Annotated in this window: 13 protein-coding genes; 5 read left to right on the top strand and 8 right to left on the bottom strand. The window is 73.6% G+C overall.

What is annotated here, in order from left to right:
• Both ACSNOD_RS19530 and ACSNOD_RS19525 read left to right on the top strand, forming a co-directional pair.
• The coding region (locus ACSNOD_RS19530; protein ID WP_436768265.1) for a PASTA domain-containing protein at positions 1-1,048 on the top strand (1,048 nt) is incomplete at its 5' end.
• Positions 1,049-1,080: 32 nt separating this feature from the next.
• On the top strand, positions 1,081-1,971 hold the full coding sequence (locus ACSNOD_RS19525; RefSeq protein WP_436768264.1) for a deoxyribonuclease IV: 891 nt from the start codon (positions 1,081-1,083) through the stop codon (positions 1,969-1,971).
• Between the two features lie 81 nt (positions 1,972-2,052).
• Here ACSNOD_RS19525 and ACSNOD_RS19520 read toward each other — a convergent pair whose 3' ends face one another.
• Positions 2,053-2,703, bottom strand: coding sequence for a sulfite oxidase-like oxidoreductase (locus ACSNOD_RS19520; RefSeq protein ID WP_436768263.1), 651 nt, complete (start codon positions 2,701-2,703; stop codon positions 2,053-2,055).
• Positions 2,704-2,895: 192 nt separating this feature from the next.
• Here ACSNOD_RS19520 and bfr point away from each other — a divergent pair, with 192 nt between their 5' ends.
• Positions 2,896-3,375: a bacterioferritin gene (bfr, locus tag ACSNOD_RS19515; RefSeq protein WP_436768262.1), complete on the top strand. Its 480-nt coding sequence runs from the start codon at positions 2,896-2,898 to the stop codon at positions 3,373-3,375.
• Positions 3,376-3,433: 58 nt separating this feature from the next.
• On the opposite strand, the gene ACSNOD_RS19510 is transcribed toward bfr, so the two are convergent.
• From ACSNOD_RS19510 to ACSNOD_RS19485, 6 genes are all read right to left on the bottom strand, one after another.
• Positions 3,434-3,712: a (2Fe-2S)-binding protein gene (locus ACSNOD_RS19510; RefSeq protein WP_436768261.1), complete on the bottom strand. Its 279-nt coding sequence runs from the start codon at positions 3,710-3,712 to the stop codon at positions 3,434-3,436.
• Between the two features lie 270 nt (positions 3,713-3,982).
• Positions 3,983-5,332 (bottom strand): class II 3-deoxy-7-phosphoheptulonate synthase, encoded by a 1,350-nt coding sequence (locus ACSNOD_RS19505; protein ID WP_436768260.1) that lies wholly within the window; start codon positions 5,330-5,332, stop codon positions 3,983-3,985.
• Between the two features lie 188 nt (positions 5,333-5,520).
• A complete protein-coding gene (locus ACSNOD_RS19500; protein WP_436768259.1) occupies positions 5,521-6,549 on the bottom strand; it encodes a 6-phosphofructokinase in 1,029 nt (342 codons plus the stop codon).
• 186 nt (positions 6,550-6,735) lie between these two features.
• Positions 6,736-7,380, bottom strand: coding sequence for a response regulator (locus tag ACSNOD_RS19495; protein ID WP_436768267.1), 645 nt, complete (start codon positions 7,378-7,380; stop codon positions 6,736-6,738).
• Positions 7,381-7,586: 206 nt separating this feature from the next.
• Positions 7,587-8,894 carry a MacS family sensor histidine kinase gene (gene macS, locus ACSNOD_RS19490; RefSeq protein WP_436768258.1) on the bottom strand — a complete coding sequence of 436 codons (1,308 nt, stop codon included), beginning with the start codon at positions 8,892-8,894 and terminating at the stop codon, positions 7,587-7,589.
• A gap of 50 nt (positions 8,895-8,944) precedes the next feature.
• Entirely contained in the window at positions 8,945-9,850 is a 906-nt protein-coding gene (locus tag ACSNOD_RS19485) for a lysophospholipid acyltransferase family protein (RefSeq protein WP_436768266.1), read from the bottom strand.
• A 300-nt stretch (positions 9,851-10,150) separates the two neighbouring features.
• On the opposite strand from ACSNOD_RS19485, the gene ACSNOD_RS19480 reads away from it, so the two are divergent.
• Positions 10,151-11,002 (top strand): alpha/beta hydrolase, encoded by an 852-nt coding sequence (locus ACSNOD_RS19480; RefSeq protein WP_436768257.1) that lies wholly within the window; start codon positions 10,151-10,153, stop codon positions 11,000-11,002.
• A gap of 280 nt (positions 11,003-11,282) precedes the next feature.
• Positions 11,283-11,912, top strand: a complete 630-nt coding sequence (locus ACSNOD_RS19475) for a hypothetical protein (RefSeq protein WP_436768256.1) — start codon at positions 11,283-11,285, stop codon at positions 11,910-11,912.
• Positions 11,913-11,982: 70 nt separating this feature from the next.
• Here ACSNOD_RS19475 and ACSNOD_RS19470 read toward each other — a convergent pair whose 3' ends face one another.
• Positions 11,983-12,753 carry an endonuclease/exonuclease/phosphatase family protein gene (locus ACSNOD_RS19470; RefSeq protein WP_436768255.1) on the bottom strand — a complete coding sequence of 257 codons (771 nt, stop codon included), beginning with the start codon at positions 12,751-12,753 and terminating at the stop codon, positions 11,983-11,985.
• Between the last annotated feature and the right edge of the window lie 904 nt (positions 12,754-13,657).

The raw sequence follows: 13,657 nt of genomic DNA, 5'->3' as shown, positions 1-13,657 counted from the left end.
GCCCGGCCCGCCCCCGGCGGCCGACGGCGCCGTGGACCACACCGCCCTGCTGGAACCCATACTCGAACCCCTGCCGGAGCCCGTGCGCGGCCCCGGCGCGGAGCCCGCCGCCGCGCCGCCCGCCCCGGCCCGGCCGCCGGCCGGCCGCACCGCCCGGCGCCTGCCCCGCCGCGGCCCGCTCGCGCTGATCGTCGCCGCCCTGCTGCTGCTCGGCGTCGGCACCGGCGTCTGGTACATCGCCTCCGGCCGCTACACGACCGTGCCCGCGGTGCTCGACCTGCCCCAGAAGGAGGCGGTGAAGGCCCTGCGCGGCGAGGGCCTGGACGTCAAGGTCGCGCAGGACTTCAGCGACACCGTCGAGCGCGGCCACGTCATCGGCACGGACCCCGCGCCCGGCCGCCGCATCCGCGACACCGGCACGGTCACCGTCACCGTGTCCCGCGGACCCGAGGTCGTGAAGGTCCCCGACCTGGCCGGTTCGGCGCTCGCCAAGGCGCAGCAGGAGCTCAAGGACGCCGGTCTCGTGCCGGGCATGGTGAGCCAGGAGTTCAGCGACCAGGTGCCCCAGGGCGCCGTGGTCCGCACGGACCCGAAGGCCGGCACGGAGCGCAAGCCGGACTCGGCGATCGCCATCACCGTCAGCAAGGGCCGGCCCATCGAGGTGCCGAACGTCGTGGGCGCCGCCGGCGACGCCGCCGCCCGCACCCTGCGCGACGCCGGTTTCACGGTGCGGATCGCGCCGGAGCGGGTCTTCTCGGACACGGCGAAGGACGGCGTGGCGCGGCAGTCCCCGGCGGAGGGCGCCCGGCTGGCCCGGGGCGACACGGTCACGCTGACCCTCTCCAAGGGCCCCGAGATGGTCGTGGTCCCCGATGTCACGGGGAAGAAGTCCGACGAGGCGAAGAAGCTGCTGACGGACGCGGGCTTCACCGTCGATGTGAGCCGGTCGTTCCCGTTCTTCGGGGACACGGTCGGCGAGCAGTCCGTGAAGGGCGGCGAGCAGGCGCCCAAGGGCAGCAGGATCACCATCAGGCTCAAGGGCCTGTGAGGGGCGCTCCCGCGACCTGGCACCCTTGTGGGGTGAACGACTGCTCCTCCCCCGGCTCCCCCCTCCGCGCCCGCAATCCCATCGGCGGCCATGTCCCCGTCGCCGGCGGGCTCGCCCGCACCGGCCTGGCGTACGCCCGTGGGATCGGTGCCGAGGCCGTCCAGGTCTTCGTCGCCAACCCGCGCGGCTGGGCGCTGCCGCCGGGCAACCCCGCCCAGGACGAGGCGTTCCGGGAGGAGTGCGAGCGCGCGTCGATCCCGGCGTACGTCCACGCCCCCTACCTGATCAACTTCGGCTCGCACACCGAGGCGACCGTCGTCCGGTCCGTGGCGTCGCTGCGCCACTCGCTCACGCGCGGCCGGCGGATCGGGGCGCTGGGCGTGGTGGTGCACACCGGGTCCGCCACGGGCGGCCGGGGGCGCCCCGAGGCGCTCGCGCAGGTGCGGGAGTGGATGCTGCCGCTGCTGGACGAGCTGACCGGGGACGACGACCCCTGGCTGCTGCTGGAGCCGACGGCCGGCCAGGGGGCGTCCCTGTGCTCGCTGGCTCAGGACCTGGGCCCGTACTTCGACGCCCTGGACCGGCACCCGCGGCTCGGCGTCTGCCTGGACACCTGTCACGCCTTCGCCGCCGGCCACGACCTCGCGGCGCCCGGCGGCACCAAGGCGCTGCTGGACGAGCTGGTGGACACGGTCGGTGCGGGGCGGCTGAAGCTGATCCACGCCAATGACTCCAAGGACGTGGCGGGCGCGCACAAGGACCGGCACGAGAACATCGGCGCCGGTCACATCGGGGCCGAGCCCTTCGGGGAGCTGTTCGGGCACCCGGCGACCGAGGGGGTGCCGCTGGTGATCGAGACGCCGGGCGGCGAGGCCGGCCACGCGGCGGACGTGGCCCGGCTCAAGGCGCTGCGGGACGGCTGAGCGGGCCCGGCGGAGTACGGGGGCGGGGTACGGGATCGGGCGCGGCCGTCCCGCGTGTCCCGCCGGGGCCGGAACGGGCTCTCAGAGCTCCGGGCCGTCGCCCGGCTCCTCCTGGTACGAGTAGCGCTGCTCGCGCCAGGGGTCACCGATGTTGTGGTAGCCGCGCTCCTCCCAGAAGCCCCGGCGGTCGGCCGTCATGTACTCCACGCCCCGCACCCACTTGGGGCCCTTCCAGGCGTACAGGTGGGGCACGACGAGGCGGACCGGGAAGCCGTGCTCCGCGGTGAGCAGCTCCCCGTCCTTGTGGGTGGCGAAGATCGTGTGCTCGGCGGTGAAGTCCGCGAGCCGCAGATTGGAGCTGAAGCCGTACTCGGCCCACACCATCACGTGCGTGACCTCGGGCGCCGGGGGCGCCAGCTCCAGGACCGTGCGAGCGGCGATGCCTCCCCACTCCGCGCCCAGCATGCTGTACTTGGTGACACAGTGCAGGTCGGCCACCACCGTGGTGTACGGGAGGGCGGTGAACTCCTCATGGGTCCAGCAGTGCTTGTCCCCGTCGGCCGTGGCGCCGAAGACGCGGAACTCCCAGCGCTCGGGCCGGAACTTCGGCACCGGTCCGTAGTGCGTGACCGGCCATCCCCGCTGGAGGCGCTGACCGGGGGGCAGCTCGGGGGACGGCGGGTCGAAGCGCTTCCCTGATTGCTCCCCTTCGCGGCTTTCCGGCTGACCCATGTCTCCATGGTGACAGACCGCCCGGGATGGTCGTGACCAGGCCGTCCTCCATCGGGGCAACTCGTACTAAGCGTGCACTTACTGGATCGTCACCGCGGGCGGTGCAAGGATGCGCGCAACGCGCAACCTGTCGGTCTCTTCTCCGGATGTTCGGAAATCTTCGGTCCGCTCCGGAAGGAAGGAGTCACTGCGATGCAGGGCGACCCCGAGGTCATCGAGTTCCTCAACGAACAGCTCACCGCCGAGCTGACGGCCATCAACCAGTACTTCCTGCACGCGAAGATGCAGGAGAACTTCGGCTGGACCAAGCTGGCGAAGCACACCCGCGCCGAATCGTTCGACGAGATGAAGCACGCGGAAGTGCTCACCGACCGGATTCTCTTCCTGGAGGGGCTGCCCAACTACCAGCGGCTCTTCCACGTACGGATCGGGCAGACGATCACGGAGATGTTCCACGCGGACCGCCAGGTGGAGGTCGAGGCGATCGACCGGCTGCGGCGCGGGATCGAGGTCATGCGGGCCAAGGGGGACATCACCTCGGCCAACATCTTCGAGAGCATCCTGGCGGACGAGGAGCACCACATCGACTACCTCGACACGCAGCTGGAACTGGTGGAGAAGCTCGGCGAGGCGCTCTACATCGCCCAGATGATCGAGCAGCCCGACGCCTGACGGGGGTGGGCCTCCCGGGGGCGGCCGGTACGGGACCGCCGCGGGCCCGGCGGCCGGCTCAGGCGGCTCGCGCCACGACCACCGGCAGGGCGGTCCCCGCCACCACGGCGGGCGCGGCCGGCTCGTCGGCGGCCAGCGCGGCGGGCTCGCCCCGCTCGACCAGCTCGCGCCGGGGGCAGGCCCCGCGGCCGAGGATCGCCTGGATGCGGCGCACACAGGAGCCGCAGTCCGTGCCCGCCTTGCAGGCGGAGGCGATCTGCCGGGGCGTGCAGGCGCCCGCGTCCGCGTGCTCACGCACCTGCTTCTCCGTGACACCGAAGCATGAGCAGACGTACACGCGGTTCACCCCCGCAGCCGGTGGGCCGGGCCGGAGCCCGGAGCGATTGATAGGGAACCCTCACCCCTATTGATCAGTGAGGTAACCCTTACCTTACCTGCCCCCTCGGCCCCGAACAACGCCCTGGGGCGCGGATCGATGTGATCCGCGCCCCAGAGCGTGCTGTATCGGTGTCGTCACCGCGCCATCGGCGTTGTCACGCACCGTCGGTGCCGTCACCGCGCCATCGACGTCCTCGCCGAGCCACCCGACGGGCCGCTCGGCGGGCCGTCACTGGTCCCGGTACATCTCCGCGACCAGGAAGGCCAGGTCCAGCGACTGGCTGCGGTTGAGCCGCGGGTCGCAGGCCGTCTCGTAGCGCTGGTGCAGATCGTCGACGAAGATCTCGTCGCCGCCGCCCACGCACTCCGTGACGTCGTCGCCGGTGAGCTCCACATGGATGCCGCCCGGGTGGGTGCCCAGGCCCTTGTGGACCTCGAAGAAGCCCTTGACCTCGTCGAGCACGTCGTCGAAGCGGCGGGTCTTGTGGCCGGAGGCCGCCTCGAAGGTGTTGCCGTGCATCGGGTCGCACACCCAGGCCACCTGGGCGCCGGAGGCGGTGACCTTCTCCACCAGCTCCGGCAGGTGGTCGCGGATCTTGTCCGCGCCCATCCGGGTGATGAAGGTCAGCCGGCCCGGCTCGCGGTCCGGGTCGAGCCGCTCGATCAGGGTCAGCGCGTCCTCGGCGGTGGTGGTCGGCCCGAGCTTCACCCCGATGGGGTTGCGGATGCGGGACGCGAACTCGATGTGCGCGCCATCGAGCTGGCGGGTCCGCTCGCCGATCCACACCATGTGCCCGGAGACGTCGTACAGCTCGCCGGTGCGGGAGTCCGTACGGGTCAGGGCCGACTCGTAGTCGAGGATCAGCGCCTCGTGGGAGGCGTAGAACTCGACCGTCTTGAACTCCTCCGGGTCCACCCCGCAGGCGTTCATGAAGTTCAGCGCCCGGTCGATCTCGCGGGCCAGGGCCTCGTAGCGCTGGCCGGAGGGGGAGGACTTCACGAAGTCCTGGTTCCAGGCGTGCACCTGGCGCAGGTCGGCGTAGCCACCGGTGGTGAACGCGCGCACCAGGTTCAGCGTGGCGGCGGAGGCGTGGTACATCCGCTTCAGCCGCTCGGGGTCCGGGATGCGGGCGGCCTCGGTGAACTCGAAGCCGTTGACGGAGTCGCCGCGGTAGGTCGGCAGGGTCACGCCGTCGCGGGTCTCGGTCGGCTTCGACCGGGGCTTGCTGTACTGCCCGGCGATCCGGCCGACCTTCACCACGGGCACGGAGCCGGCGTAGGTGAGGACCGCGCCCATCTGGAGCAGCGTCTTGAGCTTGTTGCGGATCTGGTCGGCGCCGACGGCGTCGAACGCCTCGGCGCAGTCACCGCCCTGGAGCAGGAACGCCTCGCCCTTGGCGACGGCACCCAGCCGGGCACGCAGCTGGTCGCACTCGCCCGCGAAGACGAGCGGCGGATAGGACTCGAGGTCGGCGATCACATCGCGCAGAGCCTCGGGGTTCGGCCACTCGGGCTGCTGCGCCGCGGGAAGGTCTCGCCAGGTGTTGCCACCGGCACGGGTATCGGCGTTAACGGTCACACGTCAACCCTACGGGGTGTTGTCGAGTGTCCAGCTCACAGCCCACGTAATGAGACGGGAACGCGGCCGGACGAACGGGTGACGGGCGCGCGCCCCGGGTGCCCGTGTGCCACCCGGGGCGCGCCCCGCCGCCCGCGAAGGCGGCCGGTGAGCCGGCCGGTGGGCCCCGGCGCCGCGGGCCCGGTGCCTCAGCCGAAGAAGACGTCCGCCTCGGCGTACAGGCGCGGGTCCACCGTCTTGAGCCGGGCCGTCGCGTCGGCCAGCGGCACCCGTACGATCTCCGTGCCGCGCAGGGCGACCATGTGCCCGAAGGCGCCGTCGCGCACCGCCTCGATGGCGTGCAGTCCGAAGCGGGTGGCGAGCCAGCGGTCGAAGGCGCTGGGGGTGCCGCCGCGCTGCACATGGCCGAGCACGGTGGTGCGGGCCTCCTTGCCGGTGCGGCTCTCGATCTCCTTGGCCAGCCACTCCCCCACCCCGGAGAGCCGGACATGGCCGAAGGAGTCCGTGGTGGAGTCCTTGAGGACCATCTCGCCGTCCTTGGGCATGGCCCCCTCGGCGACCACCACGATCGGCGCGTAGCGGATCTTGAACCGGGACTCCACCCAGGCGCAGACCTGCTCGATGTCGAAGCGCTGCTCGGGGATGAGGATGACATTGGCGCCGCCGGCGAGCCCGGAGTGCAGCGCGATCCAGCCGGCGTGCCGCCCCATGACCTCCACGACCAGGACGCGCATATGGGACTCGGCGGTGGTGTGCAGCCGGTCGATGGCCTCGGTGGCGATGTTGACGGCGGTGTCGAAGCCGAAGGTGTAGTCGGTGGCGGACAGGTCGTTGTCGATGGTCTTGGGCACGCCGACGCACCGCACGCCGTACTCGTCGGCGAGTCTCGCCGCGACGCCGAGGGTGTCCTCCCCGCCGATCGCGATCAGCGCGTCGACCTCCAGCTTGGTGAGGTTGTCCTTGATCCGGCGGATGCCGTTCTCGGCCTTGAGCGGGTTGGTCCGCGAGGAGCCGAGGATGGTGCCGCCGCGCGGGAGGATGCCGCGCACGGCGGGGATGTCGAGCGGAACGGTGCTGCCCTCGAGCGGACCGCGCCAGCCGTCCCGGAACCCGGTGAAATCGAAACCGTACTGCTGGACGCCCTTGCGGACGACAGCGCGGATGACCGCGTTGAGACCGGGGCAGTCGCCGCCGCCGGTCAGTACTCCGACCCGCATCGCTCGTTCCCTTCTCCGCGCGCGGGGCCCGCGAGGGGTTTCCGCGCACCGCGTGGACAGCGTGGTCCCTGACGACGGTCACGCTAATGGTGACCCAGGTCACTCAGGGGCGGTACGGCGGCCGAATACGATGAATTCGGAGGGAGTTGACGTTACTTCTTCACTCGTACGAGGGGTTCCGCGAGGTTACTCGTCGTCCAGCCCTCGCTCGATGGCATAGCGCACGAGCTCCACGCGGTTGTGGAGCTGGAGCTTGCCGAGGGTGTTCTGCACATGGTTCTGGACGGTGCGGTGGGAGATCACCAGCCGCTCGGCTATCTGCTTGTACGAGAGCCCCTTGGCGACCAGCCGCAGCACCTCGGTCTCCCGGTCGGTGAGCCGGGGGGCGCCCGGCTCGTCGGGGGCGGTGGGGGCCGGATCGGCGGCGAGCCTGCGGTACTCGCCCAGCACCAGGCCGGCGAGGCCGGGGGTGAAGACCGGGTCGCCCGCGGCCGTACGGCGCACCGCGTCGATCAGTTCTGCCGTACTGGCGGACTTCAGCAGATAGCCGGTGGCGCCGGACTTCACGGCCTCCAGGACGTCGGCGTGCTCGCCGCTGGCCGACAGGACCAGGACCCGCAGGGTGGGGTCGGCGCCGACGAGCTCCTTGCACACGCGCACCCCGGGCATCCCGGGGAGGTTGAGGTCGAGGACCAGCACGTCGGGGGCGGCGGCGCGGGCGCGGCGCACGGCCTGGGGGCCGTCGCCGGCGGTGGCGACCACCTCGCATCCGGCCTCGGCGAGATCGCGGGCCACGGCGTCCCGCCACATCGGGTGGTCGTCGACCACCATGACCCTGATGCGGTTGTCGCCGCGGTCGTTGCCGCGGTTGTCGCCGGGGCTGTTCTCGCGGTCGTTCGGGTCGAAGCCCGTGGTGTGCGTCGCGTCCGTGGTGTCCATGGCGTCCGTCATGCCCGTCGTGTTCGTCGCGTCCGTTGTCGCTGTGGTGTCTGTCGCCGCTGTGGGGTCCGATGGGTCTGCCGTGCGTTCCCCGGGGGTCATCCCGCCGCCCCGCTCCGCCGCGGCACCCGCAGTTCGACCTCCGTGCCCTGGCCGGGGACGGAGATCAGGTCGGCGGTGCCGCCCAGGTCGCGCAGCCGGCCGCGGATGGAGAGGGCGACGCCCAGGCGGCCCTCGCGTTCGGCGGCCGCGAGCCGGCCCTCGGGGATGCCGGGTCCGTCGTCCCGTACGGTCACGATCACCTCTCCCGGCTCGTCCTCCACCAGAATCCAGGCCCGCGCCTCGGGGCCGGCGTGCCGGCGGACGTTGTCCAGGGCGGCGCCGACGGCGGCGGCCAGCTCGGCGGCGGCTCCCGCCGGCAGCGGCACGGGCGCGCCCGGCTCCGAGAAGGTGACCCGGGGTCCGGCGTACGGGGCGAGCAGCGCGCGCAGATCGCGGGGGCCGGCGTCGGGCCCCTCCCCCGGCCCGGCCGGCCGGGAGCCACCCGCCGCGGCGCGTCCGCCCGCCCCCGTACGGCCGCCGGCTCCCGTACGGTCCCCCACTCCCGTACGGCCGTCCGCCGACATGTCATGGGCCGCCGGAACGCCATTGTCCGAGGCCGCGCCGGCGACCGCGCCGACGGGCGCGCCGGGCGCCGCCGTCGGCACCAGCCCGCTGGAGACGAGGGTGCGCAGCGCGATCTCCTGTTCGCCCGCCATCCGGCCGAGCTCCGCCGCCTCGCCGCCGAGCGCCGTGCCGCGCCGCTGCACCATCGCGAGCACCTGGAGGACGCTGTCGTGGATGTCGCGGGCCAGCCGCTCCCGCTCCCGGGTGGCCGCCTCGATCTGGAGGGCGCGGGCCAGGGTGCGCTCGCTCGCGCGCGCCACCTCGACGACGTAGCCGATGGCCACGCTCGCCACCCACACCAGCAGCACGTTGTGCACGGTGTCCTGGACGAAGCCGCCGGCCTCGATCACATTGGCCACGGCCACGATCGAGGAGGTCCAGGCGGCCCACCGCCAGCCGCCCTTGATGGCGAAGCCGAGCACCGCGCCCGCGGTCCATATCGACGGCAGGGTGGGCCCGCCGGCCGCGATCCGCTCGGCGGTGTCCACCACCGGGGTCAGCAGGATGCCCGCCACCGCGATGGTGAGGTCGGCGATGAGGAAGCCGAGGGTGCACCGCTGCGCCGAGGTGGGCCTGCGTACGGTCGCGAGCGTCCAGACCGTCAGTACGGCCAGATACGCGCCGGCGCCGAGCGGGTGGGCGTACTCGTGGAAGGCGTAGCCGTAGAGGGAGAGGGCGTAGGCGAGGGTGATCACCCGATAGCCGGTCAGGGCCCGCCAGAGCGGTTGCTCGACGGACATGCGTGCGACCATTTCCCCCACCCCTCCGCCGGGTCAGTCGGTCCGTCGGTCTAGCTGCCCGCGCCGGTGCTGTTGCTGGTGCCGCTGCCGCCGTTGCCGGAGCGCGCGTCGTCGGTGCGGTTGTTGTCGCGGTTGTCGTCGCGGCGGATCTCGGGTGCGGCGCCGCCGGCCCGCTTCGCCCCGATGGCCTTGCCGATCCCGCCGATCTTCCCGATCGGCCCGGTCCGGCCCTCGCGCTCGGCCTGCTCGGCCCGCTCCGCCTTCTCCCGCTCGGCCTGCTGCTTCGCCGCGTCGGCGAGCTGGCGCTTGGCGGCGGTGGCGTAGATGTCGACGTACTCCTGGCCGGAGAGCTTCATGATCTCGTACATGACCTCGTCGGTCACCGAGCGCAGGATGAAGCGGTCGTTGTCCATGCCCTGGTAGCGGCTGAAGTCCAGCGGCTTGCCGATCCGGATGCCCGGGCGCATCAGCTTGGGCACGACCTTGCCGGGCGGCTGGATCTTCTCGGTGTCGATCATCGCGACGGGGATCACCGGGGCGCCGGTGGCCAGCGCCACGCGGGCCAGGCCGCCGGGCTTGCCGCGGTAGAGCCGGCCGTCGGGCGAGCGGGTGCCCTCGGGGTAGATGCCGAAGAGCTCACCGCGCTCCAGCACCTCGATGCCGCTGCGGATCGCCGCCTCGCCCGCGCCGCGGGCGCCGGAGCGGTCCACGGGGAGCTGGCCCACCCCCTTGAAGAAGGCGGCGGTCATCTTGCCCTTGACACCCGGAGTGGTGAAGTACTCGGCCTTCGCGATGAAGGTGACCTTGCGGTCGAGGACCGCGGGCAGGAAGAAGGAGTCCGAGAAGGACAGATGGTTGCTGGCCAGGATCGCGGGACCCTCGGCGGGGATGTTCTCCAACCCTTCCACCCAGGGGCGGAAGGCAAGCTTCAGCGTCCCGCCGATGGACAGCTTCATTGCGCCGTAAAGCAACCGAGGACCTCCTGTGTCTGACGAGGAGACCTTAACCCGCCCGGGGCCGGGTGCTCGCCCTCGCCTTCGCGGGAGGGGGCCCGGCCCGCCGCCGGACCTACCCTGTGGCCGACGGGTCGCGTACCGTGAAGTACGCTCCGCGCCCGCCACACGTGATCGACGCGTGATCACCGTGCGGCCGGGGATCGGCGGTGCGATCGCCGTACGACCGCCCTTCGATCATCATCGGATCGTCGGCGCGACGACACCCGACGACAGTCGACGACAACGAACAGGAGACCTCTGGTGCCGGTCCTCCCCGGAGCCGAGCCCTTCCGCCACGAGGGCGGAGAGGTCGGCGTGCTCCTCTGCCACGGCTTCACCGCCACTCCCCAGTCGCTGCGCCCGTGGGCGGAGTATCTGGCGGCGCGCGGGCTGACGGTGTCGCTGCCGCTGCTGCCCGGCCATGGCACGCGCTGGCAGGACATGCAGCTCACCGGCTGGCAGGACTGGTACGCCGAGGTCGACCGCGAGCTGCGGGCGCTGACCCGGCGGTGCGAGCGGGTCTTCGTCTGCGGGCTCTCCATGGGCGGCGCGCTCACGCTGCGGCTGGCCGCCAAGCACGGCGACGCGATCAGCGGGATCGTGGTCGTCAACCCCGCGAACAAGGTGCACGGACTGGCCGCGCACGCGCTGCCCGTGCTGCGGCACCTCGTCCCCTCCACGAAGGGGCTGACGGACGACATCGCCATGCCGGGCGAGCACGAGCTTGGGTACGACCGGGTGCCGCTGCACGCGGCCCACTCGGTGCGGCAGTTCTTCCGGCTGGTGGACGCGGAGCTGCCGCAGGTCACCCAGCCGGTGCTGCTGCTGCGCAGCCCGCAGGACCATGTGGTGCCGCCCGCGGACTCCGCGCGGATTCTCAGCAGGATCTCGTCCCTGGACGTCACCGAGACGGTGCTGGAGCGCAGCTATCACGTGGCGACGCTCGACTACGACGCCGAGCGGATCTTCGAGGACAGTTACGAGTTCATCGCCCGGCTGGCCCCCGGGCTCGTGGCCCCCGCGCTCGTCGCCGACGGCGACCGGGCGGCGGAGCGGGGCGACGGGCCGGCCGAGGTTCCGGAGGCGGCGGGGGGGACGGCGAGCGGTGGCTGAACGCGAGGCCGGCGGCCGCGCGGATGACGGCGCGGACGCGGGGAACGAGGGGGCGCGCGCGGCGGACGGCGCGCGGCCGGAGGGTACGGCGGCGGGTGACGGTTCGCCGGGCGGTTTGCCGGGGGGTTCGCCGGGGGGTTCGCCGGGCGGCGTGAGCGGTTCGCCGACGGCCGGCGGTCCGGCAGCGGTTGGCGATGCGCCGGCGGTCGGCGGTACGTCGGCGGTCGGCGGTACGCCGGCCGCGGAGGGCGCCGGTGAGGCGGCGGGCGGGGAGCGCGCCGTGCCCGCGGGCGAGGCTTCCGGCGTCACGGGCGCCGGTTCCGAGGCCGCGCCCGCCCCGGCGCGCGGCGACGGTCGCGGGCCGGTCGACGAGGACGCCGCCTGGGCGGCCATCATCGCCGGCTACGGCGAGGAGCCGCCGGACCCGCCGGGCGCCGAACCGTGGCCCGGCGGCGCGAAGCCGCCCGTGGAGCGGCTGCCGGGAGAGAGGGCGGCGCGCGACGAGGAGCCCGCCGACGGACGGGCCCGCCCCGCGCCGGGCACGCCGGCCGCGGCGTCCCCGGACAAGCCGGTGGGCAGCTTCATCGTGCGCGCGCCCGGCCTCGGCCCGCGCGACTGGGAGGCCCGGGAGCCGTCCGACGACGATTTCGACGACACGGACGAGGGGCACTTCGTGCCCCCGGAGCCGCCACCGCTGCCCAAGGCGGACGCCACGGCGAAGTTCGCGTGGATCGCGGTCCTCGGCGGCCCGCTGCTGCTCCTGCTGACGGTGCTGCTGCGCTGGGACATGACCTGGTGGATCGGCACGCTCGGCATCGGCGGCTTCATCGGGGGCTTCGCGACGCTGGTCGTCCGCATGAAGGACGGCGACGAGGACGAGGACGACCCCGGCCGCGGGGCGGTCGTCTGAGCGCGGGCCGTACGCGTTCGGGCGGCGGTTCGTCCGTACGTACGGCCGTGGCGGGTGCGCGTGGCCTCCGTCAGGGCTCGGGGGGTACGGCCGGGAGCCGGAGCGCGGCCAGCACGGGCAGGTGGTCCGTGGCCGCGACCAGATCGTCCCGGGTGATCCCCGGCAGCCCCGAGGGCACCCCGCAGCCGAGGACCTCCACGCCCGGGGTCGCCAGTACGGCGTCGATGCGCTGATGCGGGTCGGCCGGGGTGGAGGTGTACTCCCCGCCCCACGGCTCGGTGGCCCAGGCGTCCTGGAGCTCGGCCGTCAGCCGGCGGAAGGCCCGCCCGTCGGGCCGGTCGTTGAGGTCGCCGGCCGCGACGGCGTACGGGGTGTCCCGGGCGGCCAGCCGCTCCAGCAGCAGCCCGGCCTGGGCCTCCCGCTCATCGGCGTTCAGGCTGAGGTGACAGCTCAGGACGGTGAGCCGGACGGCACCGAAGCGGACCACGGCCGTGGCGAAACCGCGCTGGTGCAGGCCGGGCGTGTGCGGCAGCAGCACGTCCTCGGCGCGCTCGACGATGGCCCGCGGCGAGCACAGCAGCAGGGGGCCGGCGGCCGGGGCGCCGCCGGAGAGCACGAACAGCCCGCACGCGCGGGCGAGCCGGGCGGCGTGCTGGCGCCAGCGGAAGAATCGCGGGGCCTCCTGGACGCAGACCACGTCCGCGTGACAGGCCCGGATCACCCGGGCCAGCGCGGCGCGGTCGTCGCGCAGCGAGCGCACGTTGTAGCTCAGCACGCGGATGACGGCCGAGCCGTCCGGCTCCGTCCCCGGGGCGGCCAGCCCCGCCAGCGCGGTGCGCATGCGCACGTCTCCTTCCCTGGGCCCCGAGTCTCCCACGGGCCCGCCTCCGGCGCGGTCGGCCGCCTCGACGTGACGCGCGCCGATCGCGTGCGCGAACCGCGGCGGCGAATAGATCCCCGCCCCGGGGCAAGTTCGGCACCGCCGAAACGCGCCGTTTCCGTTGCTCACCGCCGCGGCGGAAAGAATTCTGCCCGCTCCCCGGGCGAGGATTCGCGGCCCCGGCCGGGAGGCCCACCGGCAACGCCGGGGCGAGCCGTTCCCGGCCTCGCCGCGGCACGACCGGGGCGCGGCCACCCCGGCCGAAGGCCGGGTGAGGCACCGAAAGCCACATGCGCGGCGAAGCCTGCGGGCCGGGGCCGCGGCGCAGGCCCTGGCGCTCAGGCCAACACGAGCTGGCCCCCGGCCCGGGGGGCCGGCTCGGCACCGCCGAAACGCGCCGTTTCCGTCGCTCGCCGCCGCGGCGGAAAGAATTTCGCCCGCTCCCCGGGCCGGGCTCCGCCCCCGGCCGGGAGGCCCACCGGCAACGCCGGGGCGAGCCGCTCCCGGACTTGCCGCCGCACGGCCGAGGCCCCGTACGCGCGGGAAGCCTGCGGACCAGGGTCGCGACGCAGACTCGCCGCCTCACAGCCTGGGCCCCGCCCCGAGGCAAATTCGGCACCGCCGAAACGCGCCGTTTGCGTTGCTCGCCGCGGCGGAAAGAATTTTGCCCGCTCCGCAGGCCGGGCCCCCGCCCCCGGCCGGGAGGCCCACCGGCAACGCCGGGGCGAGCCGCTCCCGGACTGACCGCTACACGGCCGGGGCCCCGTACGCGCGGCGAAGCCTGCGGGCCAGGGTCGCGACGCAGACTCGCCGCCTCACAGCCTGGGCCCCGCCCCGAGGCAAATTCGGCACCGCCGAAACGCGC

The sequence above is a fragment of the Streptomyces sp. URMC 123 genome, from assembly GCF_051386515.1.
Taxonomy (GTDB): Bacteria; Actinomycetota; Actinomycetes; order Streptomycetales; family Streptomycetaceae; genus Streptomyces.
This window is presented reverse-complemented; position numbering and strand designations above follow the sequence as displayed.